This window comes from Pseudonocardia sp. TRM90224 (assembly GCF_021245725.1).
GTDB lineage: Bacteria > Actinomycetota > Actinomycetes > Mycobacteriales > Pseudonocardiaceae > Pseudonocardia.
Window position 1 is genome coordinate 34838 of record NZ_JAJGSX010000028.1, and the last position, 19082, is coordinate 53919.

Consider the following 19082-nt stretch of genomic DNA (forward strand, 5'->3'; position numbering starts at 1 on the left):
CGCAGCGTGACCCGATCACTGGCGCCGGCCGACCGTGAAGGCACTGTCCCGTTCGGCGAGCACGAGACCTGGTTCCGGGTCACCGGTGAGCTGGGCGCCGGCCCCGCGCCGCTGGTCGTCGTGCACGGCGGACCGGGCTGCACCAGCGACTACGTGCTGACCATCGCCGACATCGCGGCCGGCACCGGGCGCGCCGTGATCCACTACGACCAGCTCGGCAACGGTCGCTCGACCCACCTCCCGGACCGAGGTGCGGACTTCTGGATGCCGCAGCTGTTCCTCGACGAGCTGGACAACCTGCTCGCGGAGCTCGACGTTGCGCAGGGTTACCACCTGCTCGGACAGTCGTGGGGCGGGATGCTCGGCGCCGAGCACGCCGTGCGCGGGCCCGCAGGGCTGCGCAGCCTGACGATCGCCGACTCGCCGGCATCGATGGCGCTGTGGCTGGCCGGTGCGGCCGAGCTGCGCGCGCAGCTGCCGCTCGACGTGCAGGCCACCCTCGACGCGCACGAGGCCGCCGCGACGTACGAGCACCCCGAGTACCTCGCCGCGGTGCAGGTGTTCTACGACCGGCACGTGTGCCGGGTGGTGCCCAACCCGCCCGAGGTGGCGGCGACGTTCGCGGCGATGGAGGCCGACCCGACCGTCTACCGGACGATGAACGGGCCGACCGAGTTCCACGTCATCGGGACACTGCGGGAGTGGTCGATCGTCGAGCGGCTCGACCGGGTCGCGGTGCCGACGCTCGTCGTCTCCGGCGCGCACGACGAGGCGACGCCCGAGTGCGTGCGGCCGTTCGTCGAGCGCATCCCGGACGTCCGCCAGCACGTCTTCGCCGAGTCGAGCCACATGCCGCACGTCGAGGAACGGGAGGCGTTCATGGCCGTGTTGGCCGAATTCCTTGCTGGTGTGGATGGCGCCGAGGTGGAGGAACGTGATGAGTGAGCTGAGCGACTTCGGCTACCGGCAGGAGCTGCGGCGCAGCCTGACGCTGCGCGACCTGCTCGTCTACGGGCTCGTGTTCATGGTGCCGATCGCGCCGTTCGCGATCTTCGGGACCGTGTTCAACGCGTCGATGGGCATGGCGCCGCTGACGTACGTCATCGGCTTCGTGGCGATGATCTTCACGGCGCTGAGCTACCGCGAGATGTCGCGCGCGTTCCCGATCGCCGGCTCGGTCTACGCCTACGCGGGGCGTGGTGTGCATCCGGCCGTCGGGTTCCTGGCGGGGTGGGCGATCCTGCTCGACTACCTGCTCGTGCCGACGCTGCTGTACGTGATCAGCGCAGCCGCGCTCGGCTCGGTGCTGCCCGCGGTGCCGCAGGCGGTGTGGGTGATCCTGTTCGTACTGGTCAACACGGTGATCAACCTGCGTGGTGTGGAAACGACCGCGCGCTCGAACAAGATCTTCCTCTACGGTCAGCTGCTCGTGCTGGCGCTGTTCGTCGTGCTGGCGGTCGTGGCGATCTCGCGAGGCGTGAACGGCGCGAGCTGGACGTTCACGCCGATGTTCAACCCGGCCGTCTTCGAGCCGGGGCTGATCTTCGCGGCGCTGTCGGTCGCCGTGCTGTCGTTCCTCGGGTTCGACGCGATCAGCACGATGGCGGAGGAGACCAAGGGCGGGGTGCGGGTGGTCGGGCGAGCCACGGTGATCGCGCTGGGCATCGTCGCGGCGCTGTTCGTCGTGCAGACCTACCTCGCGGCGCTGCTGCTGCCGGGCCGGACCGGGTTCGACAGCGAGACGGCGACCAACGAGGCGTTCTACACCGTCGCAGGCCTGGTGGGCGGCGACTGGTTCAAGGTCGTCGTCGCGCTCGCCGTCGCGCTCGGGTCGGGCGTCGCGAACGCGCTCGTCGCGCAGGCGGCGACGTCGCGGCTGCTGTTCTCGATGGCGCGCGACCGGCAGCTGCCCCGCTTCCTCGCGCACGTGCACGAGACGCGGAGGGTGCCGGAGCGGGCGGTGCTGCTGGTCTCGGCGATCAGCCTCGTGCTGGGGCTGTTCCTCGTCGGCCAGATCGGGTTCCTGTCGTCGCTGGTCAACTTCGGTGCGCTGTTCTCGTTCCTGATGCTGCACGTGTCCGTGGTGACCTGGTACGTGATCCGCAAGCGCGAGCGGACCTACGGGCTGCACCTCGTGGTCCCGCTGCTCGGCTTCGTGATCATCGGGTACGTGCTGCTCAACGCCGACATCAACGCCAAGATCGGCGGGCTCTGCTGGCTGGCCATCGGGATCGTCGTGCTCGTGGTGCTGCGCCTCACCGGCCGCCGCGCCGAGCTCACCAGCGCCACGTAGCCGAACTTCCCCACCGTTTTGCCAACCTGCACACCATTTCGGGTGTGCAAGTTGACAAAACGGTGGGGAACTTCTACGCGCGGGCGGCCTTGCCGAGGGCGCCGCGGGCGATGATGACCTGCTGGATCTGCGACGTGCCCTCGTAGATCCGGAACAGGCGGGCGTCGCGGTAGAAGCGCTCGACGGCCACGCCGCGGATGTAGCCGGCGCCGCCGTGCACCTGGACGGCCCGGTCGGCGACCCGACCGACCATCTCCGAGGCGAAGTACTTCGCCGCCGACGGGCCCTGGACGGTGTCGGTGCCGTCGTCGTAGCCGCGTGCGACGTCGAGCACGAGGGCGCGGCCGGCGTAGTGGTCGGTCACCGAGTCGGCGATCAGGCCCTGCACCAGCTGGAACGATGCGATCGGCTTGCCGCCCTGCTCGCGGGTCTTCGCGAACTCCACCGACTCGTGCACGAGCCGTCCCGCCATCCCGACGCAGAGCGCGGCGATGTGCGCGCGGCCGTGCGCGAGGCACTTGGCCGCGGTGATGAACCCCTGGTCCACCCCGGCGTCGCCGCCGACCAGCGCCTCGGCCGGGACGCGCACGTCGTCGAGGTAGACGTCGGCCGTCCAGGCCCCGAACTGGCCCATCTTGTGGTCGCGCGGCCCGATCGAGAGCCCCGGCGTGCCGGCCGGCACGAGGAACGTCGAGATGCCGCGGTTGCCGACCGCCTCGGGGTTGGTGCGGGCGAACACCATGATCACGTCGGCGACCGGGGCGTTGGTGATGTAGCGCTTAGAGCCGTTGATCACCCAGTCGGAGCCGTCGCGACGGGCGGTCGTGGCGAGCCCCGAGGGATCGGAGCCGGCGTCGGCCTCGGTGAGCCCGAACGACGCCGTGACCTCACCGGACGCCAGCCGCGGGAGCCAGCTCTTGCGCTGCTCGTCGGTGCCGCCCTTGATCAGCACCTGGCCGGCGATGCCGTTGTTGGTGCCGAACAGCGAGCGCAGCGCGGGGGTGGTCCAGCCCAGCTCGAACGCGAGCTGCGCCTCCTCGACCATGCTCAGCCCGAGCCCGCCGTACTCCTCGGGGATCGCGAAGCCGTAGAGCCCCATGTCCTTGCACGCGGCGACGACCTGCTCCGGGATGGCGTCCTCGGCGTCGATCCGCTCCTCGATCGGCACCACCTCGTTGCGGATGAACGTCCGCACCGCGGCGAGGACATCGGCAAGGTCGGACTGCTCCACAGCACGCTCCCAACGTCGGGTTCCCGGCTCCGCCGCCCACGCTAAGCCATGGGCGCCGGAGGAGGGAGCAGCGCCGGGAGCAGCGCCGAAGCAGGTGATCAGCCGCCGCCCGGGCCGCCGCCGCCGGCGGCGGGGACGGTGACGCGGGGCAGCAGGATCTCCTGGCCGTCCGCGAGGCCACCGAGCACCTCGGTGTACTCGACACCGGCGAGGCCGGCGCTGAACGGCGTGGTCACCGGGTTCCCGTCGGGGCCGGGGACGTCGACGACGGAGCTGCCGCCCTGCATCCGCACGGCCGCCGTCGGCACCCGCAGCGTGCTCAGCACGGCCTTGGTCAGGACGTCGCCCTCGGCGGTCTGGCCGTTGCGCAGGCGCGGGTCGGTGTCGGTCAGCACGACCGTCGCGTAGAAGGTCACGATGCCGGCCACCGGCGTGCCCGACGGGCTGACCGAGAGCACGCTGCCCTTCTTCACCAGCCCCGGGATCGCGTCGACGGTCACGTCGACGGCCTGGTTGGGCGCGATCAGCGCGGCGTCGGCCTCCTCGATCGGGATGACCAGCTGGAACGTCTCCACGTTGTTCAGCACGATCAGCGGGCCGCTGCTCCCGGTGGCCGAGCCCGAGCCGGTGCCGGTGGCGGCGGAGTTCACCGGCAGCTTCGCCGTCGAACCGGGCGCCGTGGCCGTCGTCCCGGAGGCCGCGCCGACGAACTCGCCGGCCACGCCGTTGATCGCCGAGACGACGCCCTTCGTGGGGGCCTTCAGCACGGTGTCGTCGAGCTTGCGTTGCGCGATGTCACGCGCCGCCTGCGCGTCCCTGACCAGCGCGTCCTGCGCCGCGGTGTCGACGGGCTTGTCGATGCCGGCCGCCTCGTTCTCGTTCTCGGCGCCGATCACCGACTGGCGGGCGTTCTCGACCGTGACCCGGCCGGCGGCGGAGTCGACGTTCTCCTTCTGCTCGGCGGCCGACAGTGCGGTCTCCGAGGCGATCACGTTGCGCTTCGCCGTCTCGACCGCCTGCTGCGCCGTCGCGAGCGACGGGCAGTCAGACGGCGGGTTGGTCGTCTTGGCGCTCACCCCGTTGTCCGTCGTGCCGTCGTCCTCGGTCTGGGAGCTGCCGCCCGGGTCGCAGTTCTCGGCCTCGTGCAGTTGCTCCTTCGCCCGCTCCAACACCTTGCGGTCGAACTCCAGCTGCGTGTGCGCGCGGTCGGTCGCGGCGCTGTTCGCCTCGTTGGTCGCGTTGACCTGGTCCTCGGTGGCGCTGAGGATCTCGTGGTACTGGTCGAGGGTGCGCCCGGTCGCATCGACCTTGTTGTTGCGGCGCGCCTTGTCGAGCAGCGCCTGCTGGTTCGCCAGCTTCGCGTTGGCCTGGTCGAGCTGGCCGCGCAGGTCGAAGTCGTCGAGCTTCGCGAGCTCCTGGCCGGCCTCGACGGTGTCGCCGACCTTCACCTTCACCTCGACGAGCTTGCCGGTGGCCGGGAAGCCCAGGTTCTGCTCGGAGATCGCGGTGAGCGTGCCCGACGCGGACACGCTGGTGGAGACCGGGCCGCGGTCGACGCGCAGGGTCGGCGGCGGCGGGGTGCCGCCGCCGCAGGCGGTCACGCCGGCCAGCACCGTTGCCAGTGCGATCCAGCGCACCCCCCGATAGCGCCGCCCCGTCGTCCGAGCCATGGATGCCCCCCTGCTTTCCGTTTCGTGAGCGAAAGTCGTGATCACTGGTACCGCAGCGCCTCGATCGGGCGCAGCTTCGATGCGCGGTTGGCGGGGTAGCCGCCGGCGATGAGGCCGATCAGCAGGCTGATGGTGAAGGAGACGATGACCGCGCCGAAGTCGACGGCCGGCACCGGGAAGTCGGGGGCGACCTGCGGCAGCAGCCACCGCCCGAGCAGCGTGACCCCGACCCCGAACGCGATCCCGATCAGGCCACCGACGCCGGAGAGGAACATCGACTCCAGCAGGAACTGCTGCAGGATCGATTTGCGCCTGGCCCCGATCGCCTTGCGGATGCCGATCTCGCGCGTCCGTTCCGTGACGGTCACCAGCATGATGTTCGCGACGCCGATGCTGCCGACCACCAGCGAGATCCCGGCGACCGCCACGGTGAAGAGGGTCAGCACGGAGAGGAACGAGTTCGCCTGGTCGAGCAGGCTCCCGAACGCCTGCGCCCGGAAGTCGCGCTTGTCGGGGTCGCGGATGTTGTGCCGGGCGGACAGCACGTTGTTGATCTGCTCGACCGCCGCGTCGACCGTCGCGACCGAGGTCGCCCTGATGGTGAGCACGTTGACGTCGTCGCCGCCGCCGAGCAGGTAGCTGCGCGCCGCGCCGAGCGGCATCACCACCGTGTCGTCTTCCTGGCCGTTGCCCTTCAGCACTCCGAGCACGCGGAAGGTGGTGCGCCCGATGCGCACCTCCTTGCCGATCGCGCCGGCCGCGTCGCCGTTGAACACCCGGGCGATCACGGTGGGCCCGAGCACCACGACCTTGGCCTTCAACCGGACCTGCGACTCGTCGAACATGCTCCCGGCGAGCAGCTCCCGGTTGTTGACGTCGAGGTAGTCCTCCGTCGTCCCGTTGACGCTGGTGGAGTACGGGTCGTTGCCCGGCACCTGCACGAGCACGTTGCCGTTGACCGCCGGGGTGACCGACAGCACGTCGGGAGCCCGTGAGCGGTTCTTCAGGGCCTCGACGTCGGCGTCGGTGATCGGCTTGGCCGTCCCGCCGCCGGGGACCGCACCCTGCAGCTGGGAGACGGTGATGACGTTGGCCAGCGACCCGAACTGCTCGTTGAAGTTCGACTGCACGCCGTTGCCGAGCGAGGTCAGGATGATCACCGAGGAGACGCCGATCACGATGCCGAGCGTGGTCAGCCCGGATCGGAGCTTGTTGGCACGCAGCCCGCGCATCGCGATGCGGGCGGACTCGAAGATGTTCACGTGATCGCCTTGACGATGCTGATCGGGCGGGTCTCGTCGGCGCCGGCCTTGTCGCGGTTCCGCACGTCGCTGACGATCTTGCCGTCGTGCAGGCGGATCACACGCTGGGCGTACTCGGCGACGTCGTCCTCGTGCGTGATCAGCACGATGGTGCGGCCCTGCTCGCCGTTCAGCTCGACGAGCAGCTCCATGATCTCGGTGGTCGACGTGGAGTCGAGGTTTCCCGTCGGCTCGTCGGCCAGGATCATCTTCGGGTCGCTGACCAGCGCGCGGGCGATCGCGACACGCTGCTGTTGGCCACCGGAGAGCTCGTTGGGCATGTGGTGGCCGCGCTCGCCGAGCCCGACCTTCTCCAGCGACATCTTCGCGCGCTCCCTGCGGTTGCGACCACCCGAATAGATCAGCGGGAGCTCGACGTTGCGCAGCGCGCTCGTGCGCGCGATCAGGTTGAAGGACTGGAAGACGAACCCGATGCGGGTGTTGCGGATGTCGGCGAGGCGGCGTTCGGAGAGCTTGCCGACGTCGATGCCGTCGAGCCGGTAGGTGCCGGAGGTGGGGATGTCGAGGCAGCCCAGGATGTTCATCATCGTGCTCTTGCCCGAGCCGGAGTGGCCCATGATGGCGACGAAGTCGCCCTCATCGACCGAGAGGTTGATCGTGTCGAGCGCCCGGACCTCGATGGGCCCGGCTTTGTACACCTTCGACACGTTCTCGAGCTCGAGCATGATCCCCCTCACCGGATGGGCCATGCCCCGAATGGCCCACTCGATCGTCCAACGACGGTTGCGCCCCGTCGTGATGCACTATGGCGGTCGCCCAAACTGAGGAATTCTCAGCATCCCCGATTTGGTAGGACCCCTTCGTCACACCACCCCGTCGGCCCGCAAGACGGCAATGTCTTGCCTGCTCAGGCCCGCATCCGTGAGTATTCGATCAGTATGCTCACCAAGGCCCGGCACCGGGTCCATCCGGGGGTCCCATTCCCCAGCATCCACCGGTGGAAGCAGCGCTTGCACTGGACCGTTCGGGGTGTCGATCGATCGCCAGCGCTCACGGGCTGTGAGGTGCGGGTGCGCGACGACCTCGGCCGGCGTGTTGTAGCGCGAGTTGCCGATGCCGGCGGCGTCGGCGGCCGCCTGGATGCTCGCGAGGTCGGTGCGGGCGCACCACTCGGCCACCGCGGCGTCCAGCTCCTCCCGGTGCGCCACCCGCTCGGCCGCACCGGCGTAGCGGGGGTCGTCGGCGAGGTCGGGCCGCCCGATGACGTCGCGCGCGAGGCGGCGCCACTCGCTGTCGTTGGTCGTGCCGAGCACGACGGTGTGGCCGTCGGCGCTGCGGTAGGCGCCGTAGGGGACGACGGCCGGCGAGCCCATCCCGACCGGCTGCTGCTCGACGCCGGTGTGCCGGGTGAACGTGAGCGCGTAGCCCATCAGCTCGGCCATCACGTCGAACATCGCGACGTGCACCCGCGAGCCGCTGCCCGTCGTCGCGCGCTGGAAGAGCGCCGACAGCACCGCGATGGCCGTGTAGAGGCCGGTGGAGGTGTCGGCGAACGCCGGGCCGGGCTTCGCCGGAGCGCCCTCCCAGCCGGTGATCGAGCAGACCCCGGACTCGGCCTGCACGAGCAGGTCGTAGGCCCGCTTGTGGGAGAGCGGCCCGCCCGGCCCGTAGCCGGAGATCTCGACGCCGACGACGTGCGGGTGGCGCTGCGCGAGCTGCTCGGGGCCGATCCCGAGCCGTTCCGTCGCGCCCGGCGCGAGGTTGGAGACGAGCACGTCGGCGGCGTCGAGCAGGCGGTGCAGCACCTCGATGCCGCGCGGGTCCTTGAGATCGAGGGTGAGCGACTCCTTGCCGCGGTTGACCCACACGAAGTGCGCTGCCATCCCGTTCAAGACGTCGTCGTAGTGGCGTGCGAAGTCGCCGCCGCGCGGGTTCTCCACCTTGATCACCCGAGCGCCGAGGTCGGCGAGGGTGCGCGTCGCGAGCGGCGCGGAGACGGCCTGCTCGATCGTGACGACGGTGATCCCGGCGAGCGGCCCCTCGCGCGACTCGCTCACCGGTTCTACCGGACCACCGCGAGCACGAACCCGTCGTAGTCCTTCGCGCCGACGGTCTGCACGACCGTCGCCTCCACCCGCTTCTCCTCTGCGAGCGCGGCCGCGAGCCTGCGGACGCCCATCACGTTCGCGTCGGTGACCGCGGCGTCGACGACGGCGCCGCCGCGCACCACGTTGTCGACGATGATCATCCCGCCGGGCCGTGACATGCGCAGGGCGTGCTGGAAGTACTCGGTGTTGGAGGCCTTGTCGGCGTCGATGAACGCCAGGTCGAACGGGCCCTCCAGGCTCGCGAGGGTGTCGATCGCGGGTCCGACCCTGATGTCGACCGCGCTCGCCAGCCCGGCGCGGGCGACGTTGGCCGCCGCGACCTCGGCGTGGTGCGGGTCGATCTCGCAGCTGATCAGCTGCCCGTCGGGGCGCAGCGCGCGGGCCAGCCAGATCGTCGAGTAGCCGCCGAGCGTGCCGACCTCGAGGATGCGCGAGGCGCCGATCGAGCGGGCGAGCAGGTGCAGCAGCTTGCCCTGCGCCGCGGAGACGCCGATCGGCGGAAGCCCCGCTGCGACGTTCGCCGCAAGCGCCGCATCCAGGGCCGGGTCGTCGTCGAGGAGGAACCCGTTCCAGTAGTCGTCCACTTCCTGCCACACCGCGGGTTCGACCATGAGGACAGCCTATGAGACGGACATGACACGCTTTGCCCATGTCCGACAGCTACGGCCGCTTCACGGAACTCCGCATCGACCGTCCGGAGGAGGCGATCCTGCGCATCGTCCTCGACGGGCCGAACATCAACGCCGTCGGCGCAGCGGCGCACCAGCAGCTCGCCGACATCTGGACGGTGATCGACCGCGACCCGACCGTGCGGGCCGTCGTCGTGCAGGGCGCCGGGCGCGGGTTCTCGGCCGGCGGGTCCTTCGACATGATCGACGAGATGGTCGCGGACCCGAGCGTGCGCAGCCGCGTGCTGCGCGAGGCGCGCGACCTCGTCTACAACGTCATCAACTGCTCCAAGCCGATCATCTCGGCGATCCACGGGCCGTGCGTCGGCGCGGGGCTCGCCGTCGCGTTGCTGGCCGACATCTCGATCGCCGCGCGGTCGGCGAAGATCGTCGACGGGCACACGCGGCTGGGTGTCGCCGCTGGCGACCACGCCGTGCTGAGCTGGCCGCTGCTGTGCGGGATGGCGAAGGCCAAGTACTACCTGCTCACGTGCGAGGCGCTGACCGGCGAGGAGGCGGAGCGGATCGGGCTGGTCTCGCTGTGCGTCGACGACGAGATCGTGCACGAGCTCGCGCTGGGGGTGGCGAGCAAGCTCGTCGCGGGCTCGCCGTCGGCCGTGCAGCTCACGAAGCTGGCGCTGAACAACTGGTACCGGGCGATGGGGCCGTCGTTCGACGCGTCGCTCGCGCTGGAGTTCTACGGCTTCGGGCTGCCGGACGTGAAGGAAGGGCTGGCCGCGCACCGCGAGAAGCGCGTGCCCCAGTTCCCCGGCTGACCACCGGCTGGTTCGTACGGGCCGGCTCAGGCGTACGGGTCGGTGATCTCGCGCAGCGCGTGCAACGCGCCGCGCAGCTGTGCCATGCGCCGTTTGCCCAGGTGGACGAGCCATTCGGCCTCCACCTCCGCGACGACCGCCGCGGCGATCGGCAGCGCTTCGAGGCCGCGCTCCGCGATGCGGACCAGCCGGGCCCTCGCGTCGGACGGGTCGGGCACCCGCCGGACGTAGCCCGCGCGCTCGAGGTGGTCTACGAGCGCGCCCGCGGTCTGCTTGGTGACCTGCGCCTGCTCGGCGAGCGCGGTCAGGCGGGTGCCCTCCGGGCCGATGCGCTGGAACAGGCGGGCCTGGGCCGGGGTGACGTCGTCGAAGCCGGCCGCGGTGAGCGCGGCGAGGACGCGGTTCTCCAGCGCGCGGTAGGGCAGGAACAGCAGCAGGCCGGTCGACGGCTCGTCCGCGGCCATGCACACTCCTTGACATCGTCAGCTTCTCTGACTAATTTAGTCAGGCATTCGTACCTTATCCGACGGGTGGTCGTCATGGATGCCGACGCCGTGCACGAGGTCGTGAAAACCGAGCGGACCGAGCTCGCCGACCTGCTCGCCGGGCTGTCCTCGGCGGAGTGGGCCGCGCCGACACCGTGTGCCGGCTGGACCGTCCGCGACCTTGCCGCGCACCTGTCCGCGGCCCCGCGGGCCGGCCTCGCCGCCGTCGTCACCGGGCTGGTCCGGGCTCGCGGCGACGTGCAGCTCATGATCGGCAACGAGGCTCGTTCGCACGCCGCCGCGCACACCCCCGACGAGCTGGTCGCCGAGCTGCGGGCAGCGGCCGGATCGCGCAAGCGCGCCCCCGGCACGTCGGTGGTCGAGCCGATGCTCGACGTGCTGGTCCACGGCCAGGACCTGGCCGGCGCGCTCGGTCGCACCCGGGAGATGCCGCCGGGCCCCGCGACCGTCGCGGCGCAGCGCGCGTGGTCGATGGGTTTCCCGTTCGGGGCGCAGCGGCGGCTGCGCGGGCTGCGGCTGGTGGCGACCGACGTCGAGTGGGCGGTGGGCGCCGGGGTCGAGGTGCGCGGCCCGGTCGCCGCGTTGCTGCTGCTGGCGACGGGGCGGCGGCTCGCGCTGCCCCACCTCGACGGGCCCGGCGCCGCGCAGCTGGCCGACCGCCTCCCGGCGTAGGGCCAGCGCGCGCCCGCGTGGGGACGTGCCAGGAAAGTGGCTTTCCTGTCCTGTGGTGCCAGGAAAGCCACTTTCCTGGCACTGCCCCGTGGCTCCGAGGGCTTTAGGGTGGCCGGGTGGAGGGTGAGCTCGTCACCACGACCTTCGAGTACGACGGCGGTCGGCAGGTCACGGTCTACGTTCCGCCGGATCCGCCGGAGGCGGTGGTGTTCGCCGGCGACGGCCAGCTGATCTCGGGGTGGGGCGGGAACCTCGAGGCGGCCGACGTCCCGCCGACGATGATCGTCGGCGCCCACCGGACGGACGATCCGGACGAGATGGCGCGCATCGGTGAGTACTCACCGTCGTTCGACCCGGAACGGTTCGCGGCTCACGAGAAGTTCTTCGTCGAGGACGTCCGCGGCTGGGTGCGCACGCGTTTCGGGCTCGAACTCGCGGCCGGACGCACCGCCGTGTGCGGCGTCTCCGCGAGCGGCGAGCTCGCGCTCGCCATGGGGCTGCGACATCCGGACGTCTTCGGTGCGGTCTTCTGCGCCTCGCCGGGTGGAGGCCTGCGGCCGCCCGCTGTGCTGCCGAGCCCGCTACCGCGCACCTACCTCGTCGCCGGGACGCAGGAGCCGTGGTTCCTCGAGAACGCCACCCGTTGGGCGGACGCGTTGCGCGGCGCCGGCGCGGACGTCGTGCTTGCGGAGCGGGTCGGGGACCACGGCGGCCCGTTCTGGCAGGCCGAGTTCCCGCTCATGGTGGGTTGGGCATTCGGGCGGCGCTAGTGCTGATCAGCCGCCCCTCGTCCCAGGACGTCAGGAAAGTCCGCCATGGCCCTCTGGGCCGCCACGAGGGATGAGAATCCGTGGGGGCGCGGCTCGCGGAACGGCCGCGGCCAGGCGGGCGAGGGGTGCCTGGAAAGCCACTTTCCCGGCGCGGCCGGCCGGGAACGTGGCTTTCCAGGCAACGTGTGCGTCACGCACCCATCTCGCGTGCGACGGGCCGGCACGGGATGTCAGGAAAGTCCGTCATGGCCCTCGGGCCGCCACGAGGGATGAGAGTCCGTGCCGGGTGCGGCTCGGGTGCGCGACCGCAGACCGGGGTGGGTGCACGAACCGGGCGCGGCGGGCGCTCGTGCACAGGTTGGTGCCGCCGTGCACAGGTTCGAATCTGTGCACGGGGAGGTGAACCTGTGCACGACCAACCCCGCGGTCAGGGCCGGGGCTGTGGTGGCCGGCCGGGGTGTGTGCGTTGCGCACGCGAGGGCAGGAAAGCCACTTTCCTGCCCTCACAGGGCCTGAAAGTGGCTTTCCTGCCCTCCCCCCACGCACCGGGGTGGCGCTCACGCGCATCCCAGGACTCACCGGGCGAGCTCGCGCTCCAGCGGCGTGCGGAAGCGGGGGACCACCCGCACCGGCCCGATCTTCGCCGCCAGCCGCTCCGCCTCGGCGTGCACGGCCGCGGTGGCTTCCGCGCCGATGTCCTCCAGCAGCCGCACGGCCAGCGTGCCGGTGGGCGTCTGCGCCCAGCCGCCGACGATCCGCCCGTCGCTCCAGACGGTCGGGCCGATGTTGCCGGTGCGGTCGAAGAGCGGCGCCTTGTGCTCGCCGAGGTACCAGTCGCGGCGCTGCCAGCCCATCGGCGTCGGGTCGAGCGCGGGCAGCAGCGCGACCCAGGGCCGCGGCTGGCCGGCGGTCTCCGCGTCGGGCAGGTCGAACCCGGGCTCGCCGTCGAGGTCGACGGCCACCGCGCCGGCCGCGGCGAGCGCCGCCCGCGTGCGGGTGATCGGCCACCCGGCCCACCACTGCAGGTCGGAGGCCGGCGCGGGGCCGAAGGTGCGCAGCCAGTCGCGGGCCAGCTGTGCGTATGCGGCGGCGGGGTCGAGCTCGGGCATGCCGCCCGGCCACACCGATCCGGTGGGGGACCAGCGGTACTGCGTCGACGTCCACGACCCCAGCGGGCGCCCCCGCAGGATGTGCCCGTCGGCGCTGAGCAGGTTCAGCACGCGGCTCGTCGCGTGCTGGACGACGTCGGGCGGCAGGGAGATCGGCGTGCGCAGCTCCGGGACCTCCGCCACCAGCTCGGCCGCCGTGGCCTCGCCGCGCGCGTTGAGCGCCGCGACCGTCCGCTCCTCCAGCGCCTCCAGCCAGGCCCCGGGGTCGGGGTGGACGTCGCTGCGGGTCAGGTGCTGCACGAGCAGCCGGCGCTGGCGAGCTGCGACGTCGCGCGAGCAGGCCGCCTGCAGCACCGGGGCGCGCTCGCGCGGCGTGACCCAGACCGTGCGGCGCATCGACAGCATCCGCACCACCGAGCGGTCGACGTAGAGCGCCTTCTCGACGTCGGCGACGTCCGCCGACGGGGCTCTGGCCAGCACGGACAGCACGATCGTGGCTGGATCGGTCGCGTGCAGCGCCACCATGGCGTCGGCGGCGTCGAGCGCGCCGGAGGCCGGCACCGCCAGCCGGTGCGCCGTGCCGAGCCGGGCCCTGCGCTCGGCGGTCGTGATCACCCGTGCCGCTGCCACCCGGTCACGCTAGCTCTTTCCGTACGAGGCCTGCGGCGCCGTCGACGGTGACCTGCTCGCCGGTGGAGATCAACAGCGTCGCGTCGGGCACCCCGACGACCGCGGGGATGCCGTACTCGCGGGCGACCACCGCGCCGTGCGAGTTCGGCCCGCCCATCTCCATCACCAGCCCGCCGGCGGTGAGGAAGAGCGGCGTCCAGCCGGGGTCGGTCGAAGGGCAGACGAGGATCTCGCCCGGCTCGAGGTGCGCGCCGACGGGGTCGAGCACAACCCGGGCCGGCGCGGTGGCGGTGCCGGCCGATGCCGGTGTGCCGACCATGGCGCCCTCGACGGCCTCCGGTGTCACGAGCGTCTCCGGCTCGGTGCCGTCGGAGAGCAGCACCCGCGGGATGTGGCGTCTGCGCAGCTCGCGGGCGTAGTCGGCACGACGCTCGGCGACGGCGACGCGGTGGTCGGCGCCGTCGAGCGCGTCGCGGACCTCAGGCAGTTCGAGGAAGAACACGTCGTCGGGGCGGGCGAGCAGGCCGCCCGCGGCGAGCTCCGCGCCGACGATCGCCAGCTGGGCGCGGGCCTGCGCGATCATGTAGACGAGGTAGTCCTTGTGCGTCTCGCGCATGCCCGCCAGCTCGCGCATGCGCCCCAGCACGGCCCGGACGGCGGCTGCCCGGAGCCGTCCGGGCACCCGGGCGACGACGTCCGCGACCGCCCGTTGCGCGGCCTGCGCGCCGCGGGCGAACTGCACGTCGGGGTGCCGCTCCGGGTCGTCCAGACGCAGGTAGTTGGCCAGCACTCCGAGCACCTGCGTGGGGTCGTCAGCCCAGCGGGGCATGCCGAGGTCGATCTCCGCGACGGCGCGGTGGCCGTGCTCGCGCAGGAACGCCGCCAGCTCGCGGGCGAGCACCGCCGGCAGCTCGGGCGCCGCGGCGAGCTCGGCGGCGGGCGTGTCGCGCAGCGCCGCGGCCGACTCCGCGTCGGCGCCGATCCGAGTGGCGGCCGCCCACAGCTCGAGGTCCATCTCGGTGGTGCTGTTGTGCGGCAGCGAGCGCAGCACCTCGTGCATGCTGCCGGCGTCGAGCGCCTTGCCGGCGAGCTTCTGCGCCAGCCCCAGCATGAGGAATCCGGCACCGGCCACCGGCACGACGCGCGGCAGCACCGGGAAGGTCGTCGAGAGGACCCGCTCGGCGTGGTCGAGCCGCTCGCGGGCGGTGGCGTTGCCGGGCGGGGGAGCGGTGTGCGCCCGCATCCGCTCGCCGATCCGGTCGACCCGGTCGCGGGCCGTGGCCGGCCTGGCCAGCGCGAGCGCGATCAGGGCGGGGATGCGGAAGCGGACGAGCATCCGCACCAGGCGGCGCAGGAACGGCAGCGGCGAGCGGCCCTGCACCGCGAACGCCGGATCCCGCATCAGCTCGCGCATGACGACCGCGGAGCGCGACTCCATCACGTCGAAGATCTGCGGGACGATCCGGCTGCCGACCGGGTTCCGCAGCGCCGCCGTCGCGTCGATGAACAGTCTGCCGCCCGCTTCGGCGAGCGCAGGCGGGCCGACGTGCGGGTCGGGGACGGGCACGCCGAACGCCAGCCGCGAGCCCGTCGAGGCGATCACTCGGAACGCCGCGATGCCCATCGGCGTCATCGGGCGGGTGAGGCCTTGCGCGAGGCTGACGCAGAGGAACGCGCGCATCCCCGGCCTGGTCGATGCGGGGATCGGGTGCAGTGTGGTGATCGCCCGGGACTGCGTGAGCCACAGCGTGCCGTCGGCGGCGAGCGCCCACTCGATGTCCTGCGGCGCGCCGTAGTGCGCCTCGACCTTCCGGCCCAGCGCGACCAGCCGCACGATCTGCGCGTCGGTGAGCGCGGGCTCGGCGGCGCCGGTCCGCGCGACGTGCTCGGTGCCGCCGCCGGGCAGCGCCCGGATCGCGACCGCCTTGTCGCCGACCCGGTGCTCGACGATGTCGCCGGCGCCGTCGACGACGATGTGGTCGGGGTTCACGGCCCCCGAGACGACGGCCTCGCCGAGACCGGGGCTCGCGTCGATCACGGTGCGGGTGCGGCGACCGCTCACCGGGTCGGCGGTGAAGAGCACACCCGCCACGTCCACGTCGACCATGCGCTGTACGACCACGGCGAGCTGCACGCCCTGGTGGTCGATGCCCGCCGTCTCGCGGTAGCTGACGGCGCGGTCGGTCCAGAGCGATGCCCAGCAGCGGCGGACGGCGTCGAGCACGGCGTCGGTGCCGACGACGTTGAGATAGGTGTCCTGCTGGCCGGCGAAGCTGGCGGTCGGCAGGTCCTCCGCCGTCGCCGAGGACCGGACCGCGACCGGGACATCGGTGCCCAGCCCGGCGTACGCCGCGGTGACAGCGGCCGCGACACCGGCGGGGACCTCGACGGCCAGCAGCGCCGCCCTGGCCCGGGCGGCGAGGTCGTCCGGGTCGGCGAGGACGGCGTCCAACCCCGCGGCCGTGGCCGCTTGCGCGTAGGCCGCCGTCGCCACGCAGAACCCGCCGGGCACGGTGAACCCGGCGCTGATCAGCTCGGCGAGGTTCGCCGCCTTGCCACCCACGAGCCCGAGCCGGCGGGCATCGGGGGCGTCGAGCCCGATGACGGTGGCCTGTGTCGTGGTCATGACACACGGTAACGCCGAACGGCCAAGAACTCAACAGTTGATGAATACTGGCCCAACTTCCCCACCGTTTTGCCAACCTGCACGCCTCCGATGGTGTGTAAGTAGGCAAAACGGTGGGGAAGTTCGGTCAGGTCCAGGGGCGTTGCGACCGGGCCGTCCAGTAGTCGGTGGGGTCCTCGGCCATCGCGAGCAGCTCGTCGAGCGTCTCGGGCGGCAGCGTGACGTCCTGCGCGGCGACGTTGCTCCGCACCTGCTCGGCGTCGGCGGCGCCGGAGAGCACCCGCCACACCCACGGCTGCGCGAGGGCGGCCGCGATCGCCACCTGGTCGAGCGGCGCCCCGAGCCGCGACGCGACGGCGGACGGGCCGGCGTCGCCGCCGGGGGCGAGCCGCCCGTTCGCGACGGCCTCCTTGACGATCACCCGCGCACCCGCTGCGGCCGCGTCGGCGAGCGCCGGGCCGACCGACGGTTCCAGCACGTTCCACGTCGACTGGATCGACGTGAAGAGCGCCTCGCCGCCGATCCTCACGTCCAGGGCCGCGCGCACGGCGTCGGCCTGCGCGGGGCCGGAAGTGGAGATCCCGATCCGCACCCCGCGGTCGCGAAGCTTCGCCAGCTCGGCGTGCAGCGCAGCATCGGCGAGCACGCCGGTATCGAGCGTCGCAGAATGCACGTGGTAGGTCCCGAGCCGTGGTCCGAGCAGCGCAGCGGTTTCGGCCAACTGCTCGTGGAACGCGCTCGCCGAATGGTCCTTGACCTCGTGCACATCGGCGCCGAGCTGCCATTCGCCGACGTAGCGGTAACCCCATTTCGAGCCGATCTCGACGTCGTCGACCTCGGGGTGCGCGGCGAGCCAGCCCGCGAGGAACTCCTCGGCGCGTCCGTACGAGCGGGCGACGTCGATGTACCGGATTCCGGCCGCGTAGGCCGTATCCAGCACCGATGCGGTCCGGGCGCGCAGGTCGTCGATCCCGCGCGCTGCGCCGATCTCGACGGCACGCCCCGAAGTGATGTATGCAGGGCGCGCGATAGCCGCGAGCCCGATTCCAACCCGGATCATCGCGGGCTCGCCTGTTGTCACAAGCGCGTACTTTACGAGGATCCGACGCAGCGGAGGACCGGCCGTGAAGAAGCTGATCAATGATCCCGCCGATGTGGTGGCCGAATCGCTGCAGGGCATCGCGGCCGCCCACCCAGAACTCCGGGTCGATCACACCAACAAGATCGTCTACCGGGCCGACGCGCCGGTGCAGAACAAGGTCGCGCTGATCTCCGGCGGCGGCTCCGGCCACGAGCCGCTACACGGCGGGTTCGTCGGCCCCGGGATGCTCGACGCCGCCTGCGCGGGTGAGGTCTTCACGTCACCGACGCCCGACCAGATGCTCGCGGCCACGCAGGGCGTCGATGGCGGCCTCGGCGTGCTGCACATCGTGAAGAACTACACCGGCGACGTCATGAACTTCGAGATGGCCGCCGAGCTGGCCGCGGCGGAGACGGGCGTCGAGGTGGTCTCGGTCGTCACCGACGACGACGTCGCCGTGCAGGACAGCCTCTACACCGCGGGCCGGCGCGGGGTCGGGGTCACCGTGCTCGTCGAGAAGATCGCCGGCGCGGCCGCCGACGCCGGCCGCGACCTCGCCGCCGTCGCCGACGTGGCCAGGAAGGTCAACGCGCAGGGTCGCAGCATGGGCATGGCGCTCACCTCCTGCACGGTGCCGGCGGCCGGGCGCCCGACGTTCGACCTCCCCGACGACGAGATCGAGATCGGCATCGGCATCCACGGCGAGCCGGGCCGCAGGCGGGTGCAGGCGATGCCGGCCCGCGACGTCGCCCGCGAGCTGGTCGAGCCGATCCTCGCCGACCACGACTTCACCGGCTCCGGCGGCGTGCTCGCGTTCGTCAACGGCATGGGCGGCACCCCCCTCCTGGAGCAGTACCTGATGTACAACGAGGTCGCGAAGCTGCTCGACGCCGCGGGGGTGCGGGTCGTCCGATCGCTGGTCGGCCCGTACATCACGAGCCTGGAGATGGCCGGCTGCTCGGTGACCCTGCTGGCCATGGACGACGAGCTGCTGCAGCTGTGGGACGCGCCGGTGCGCACTCCCGGCATGCGGTGGGGCGTCTGATGGGCGTCGGCGCCGCCGACCTGCGGCGATGGGTCGGCGCTTTCGCCGACACAGTCGTGGCGAACGAGCAGCTGCTCACCAGCCTCGACTCCGCGATCGGCGACGCCGACCACGGCGGGAACATGGCGCGCGGGATGAAGGCCGTCGTCGCGAAGCTCGACGCCGACCCGCCGGCGACCCCCGCGGCGCTGCTGAAGCAGGTCGGGATGACGTTGATCAGCACGGTCGGCGGCGCGAGCGGCCCGCTCTACGGCACGTTCTTCCTCCGCATGGCCCAGTCGGTCGGCGACGCGGACGAGCTGGACACCGCCGGCGTCGGAGCCGCGCTGCGGGCCGGCGTGGCGGGTGTGGTCGCCCGCGGCAAGGCGGAGGCGGGCGACAAGACGATGTACGACGCGCTCGCGCCCGCCGTCGACGCCTACGACGCGGCGCTGGGCGGCGGCGAGCTGGCGGAGGCACTTCGGGCCGCGGCCGATGCCGCCGCGACGGGCCGGGACGCCACCACACCCCTGCAGGCCCGCAAGGGCAGGGCGAGCTACCTCGGCGAGCGCAGCGTCGGGCACCAGGACCCCGGGGCCACCTCGGCCACGTTCCTCATCGAGACCGCAGCGGCCACCCTGCCTGCGCCATGATCG

General features: G+C 72.1%; 17 protein-coding genes. 7 read left to right on the top strand and 10 right to left on the bottom strand.

Going from position 1 to position 19082, the window contains the following annotated elements; genetic code table 11:
• Positions 1-6: 6 nt before the first annotated feature.
• Both LL648_RS29755 and LL648_RS29760 read left to right on the top strand, forming a co-directional pair.
• On the top strand, positions 7-945 hold the full coding sequence (locus tag LL648_RS29755) for a proline iminopeptidase-family hydrolase (protein ID WP_232666086.1): 939 nt from the start codon (positions 7-9) through the stop codon (positions 943-945).
• Positions 938-2293, top strand: coding sequence for an APC family permease (locus tag LL648_RS29760; RefSeq protein WP_232666087.1), 1356 nt, complete (start codon positions 938-940; stop codon positions 2291-2293). The genes LL648_RS29755 and LL648_RS29760 overlap by 8 nt, the downstream gene beginning before the upstream one ends.
• A 73-nt stretch (positions 2294-2366) precedes the next feature.
• Here LL648_RS29760 and LL648_RS29765 read toward each other — a convergent pair whose 3' ends face one another.
• The 6 genes from LL648_RS29765 to LL648_RS29790 all read right to left on the bottom strand — a co-directional run bounded on the left by LL648_RS29765 (position 2367) and on the right by LL648_RS29790 (position 9175).
• Positions 2367-3524, bottom strand: coding sequence for an acyl-CoA dehydrogenase family protein (locus LL648_RS29765; protein WP_232666088.1), 1158 nt, complete (start codon positions 3522-3524; stop codon positions 2367-2369).
• 98 nt (positions 3525-3622) lie between these two features.
• The gene (locus LL648_RS29770) at positions 3623-5194 is read right to left on the bottom strand and encodes an efflux RND transporter periplasmic adaptor subunit (RefSeq protein ID WP_232666089.1); all 1572 of its coding nucleotides are present in this window, start codon (positions 5192-5194) and stop codon (positions 3623-3625) included.
• Between the two features lie 41 nt (positions 5195-5235).
• A complete protein-coding gene (locus LL648_RS29775; RefSeq protein ID WP_232666090.1) occupies positions 5236-6456 on the bottom strand; it encodes an ABC transporter permease in 1221 nt (406 codons plus the stop codon).
• Positions 6453-7181, bottom strand: coding sequence for an ABC transporter ATP-binding protein (locus LL648_RS29780; RefSeq protein ID WP_232666091.1), 729 nt, complete (start codon positions 7179-7181; stop codon positions 6453-6455). The genes LL648_RS29775 and LL648_RS29780 overlap by 4 nt, the downstream gene beginning before the upstream one ends.
• Before the next feature lie 138 nt (positions 7182-7319).
• A complete protein-coding gene (locus LL648_RS29785) occupies positions 7320-8513 on the bottom strand; it encodes a CaiB/BaiF CoA transferase family protein (protein WP_232666092.1) in 1194 nt (397 codons plus the stop codon).
• A gap of 5 nt (positions 8514-8518) precedes the next feature.
• Positions 8519-9175 (bottom strand): O-methyltransferase, encoded by a 657-nt coding sequence (locus LL648_RS29790; protein ID WP_232666093.1) that lies wholly within the window; start codon positions 9173-9175, stop codon positions 8519-8521.
• 38 nt (positions 9176-9213) lie between these two features.
• On the opposite strand from LL648_RS29790, the gene LL648_RS29795 reads away from it, so the two are divergent.
• The gene (locus tag LL648_RS29795) at positions 9214-10008 is read left to right on the top strand and encodes an enoyl-CoA hydratase/isomerase family protein (RefSeq protein ID WP_232666094.1); all 795 of its coding nucleotides are present in this window, start codon (positions 9214-9216) and stop codon (positions 10006-10008) included.
• 26 nt (positions 10009-10034) lie between these two features.
• Here the strand turns inward: LL648_RS29795 and LL648_RS29800 are convergent, their stop codons facing one another.
• Positions 10035-10472 (bottom strand): MarR family winged helix-turn-helix transcriptional regulator, encoded by a 438-nt coding sequence (locus tag LL648_RS29800; RefSeq protein ID WP_232666095.1) that lies wholly within the window; start codon positions 10470-10472, stop codon positions 10035-10037.
• Between the two features lie 75 nt (positions 10473-10547).
• On the opposite strand from LL648_RS29800, the gene LL648_RS29805 reads away from it, so the two are divergent.
• Together LL648_RS29805 and LL648_RS29810 are read left to right on the top strand one after the other, a co-directional pair.
• Positions 10548-11186: a maleylpyruvate isomerase family mycothiol-dependent enzyme gene (locus LL648_RS29805; protein WP_232666096.1), complete on the top strand. Its 639-nt coding sequence runs from the start codon at positions 10548-10550 to the stop codon at positions 11184-11186.
• A gap of 116 nt (positions 11187-11302) precedes the next feature.
• Entirely contained in the window at positions 11303-11956 is a 654-nt protein-coding gene (locus tag LL648_RS29810; RefSeq protein ID WP_232666097.1) for an alpha/beta hydrolase, read from the top strand.
• Positions 11957-12531: 575 nt separating this feature from the next.
• Here the strand turns inward: LL648_RS29810 and LL648_RS29815 are convergent.
• The 3 genes from LL648_RS29815 to LL648_RS29825 form a co-directional block, all read right to left on the bottom strand.
• Entirely contained in the window at positions 12532-13695 is a 1164-nt protein-coding gene (locus LL648_RS29815) for a winged helix DNA-binding domain-containing protein (RefSeq protein WP_232666098.1), read from the bottom strand.
• 4 nt (positions 13696-13699) lie between these two features.
• The gene (locus LL648_RS29820; protein WP_232666099.1) at positions 13700-16321 is read right to left on the bottom strand and encodes a PEP/pyruvate-binding domain-containing protein; all 2622 of its coding nucleotides are present in this window, start codon (positions 16319-16321) and stop codon (positions 13700-13702) included.
• A 127-nt stretch (positions 16322-16448) separates the two neighbouring features.
• The gene (locus tag LL648_RS29825) at positions 16449-17381 is read right to left on the bottom strand and encodes an aldo/keto reductase (RefSeq protein ID WP_232666100.1); all 933 of its coding nucleotides are present in this window, start codon (positions 17379-17381) and stop codon (positions 16449-16451) included.
• A 64-nt stretch (positions 17382-17445) separates the two neighbouring features.
• On the opposite strand from LL648_RS29825, the gene dhaK reads away from it, so the two are divergent.
• Both dhaK and dhaL read left to right on the top strand, forming a co-directional pair.
• Positions 17446-18447: a dihydroxyacetone kinase subunit DhaK gene (gene dhaK, locus LL648_RS29830; protein WP_232666101.1), complete on the top strand. Its 1002-nt coding sequence runs from the start codon at positions 17446-17448 to the stop codon at positions 18445-18447.
• The gene (gene dhaL / locus LL648_RS29835) at positions 18447-19079 is read left to right on the top strand and encodes a dihydroxyacetone kinase subunit DhaL (protein ID WP_232666102.1); all 633 of its coding nucleotides are present in this window, start codon (positions 18447-18449) and stop codon (positions 19077-19079) included. Before dhaK ends, dhaL begins: the two co-directional genes overlap by 1 nt.
• Positions 19080-19082 lie beyond the last annotated feature (3 nt).

Coding starts and splice junctions, on each gene's coding strand:
- LL648_RS29795 (WP_232666094.1), top strand. CDS start 9,214: ATGTCCGACAGCTACGGCCGCTTCACGGAACTCCGCATCGACCGTCCG.
- LL648_RS29825 (WP_232666100.1), bottom strand. CDS start 17,381: ATGATCCGGGTTGGAATCGGGCTCGCGGCTATCGCGCGCCCTGCATAC.
- dhaL (WP_232666102.1), top strand. CDS start 18,447: ATGGGCGTCGGCGCCGCCGACCTGCGGCGATGGGTCGGCGCTTTCGCC.
- LL648_RS29760 (WP_232666087.1), top strand. CDS start 938: ATGAGTGAGCTGAGCGACTTCGGCTACCGGCAGGAGCTGCGGCGCAGC.
- LL648_RS29805 (WP_232666096.1), top strand. CDS start 10,548: ATGGATGCCGACGCCGTGCACGAGGTCGTGAAAACCGAGCGGACCGAG.
- LL648_RS29780 (WP_232666091.1), bottom strand. CDS start 7,181: ATGCTCGAGCTCGAGAACGTGTCGAAGGTGTACAAAGCCGGGCCCATC.
- LL648_RS29800 (WP_232666095.1), bottom strand. CDS start 10,472: ATGGCCGCGGACGAGCCGTCGACCGGCCTGCTGCTGTTCCTGCCCTAC.
- LL648_RS29790 (WP_232666093.1), bottom strand. CDS start 9,175: ATGGTCGAACCCGCGGTGTGGCAGGAAGTGGACGACTACTGGAACGGG.
- LL648_RS29820 (WP_232666099.1), bottom strand. CDS start 16,321: ATGACCACGACACAGGCCACCGTCATCGGGCTCGACGCCCCCGATGCC.
- LL648_RS29770 (WP_232666089.1), bottom strand. CDS start 5,194: ATGGCTCGGACGACGGGGCGGCGCTATCGGGGGGTGCGCTGGATCGCA.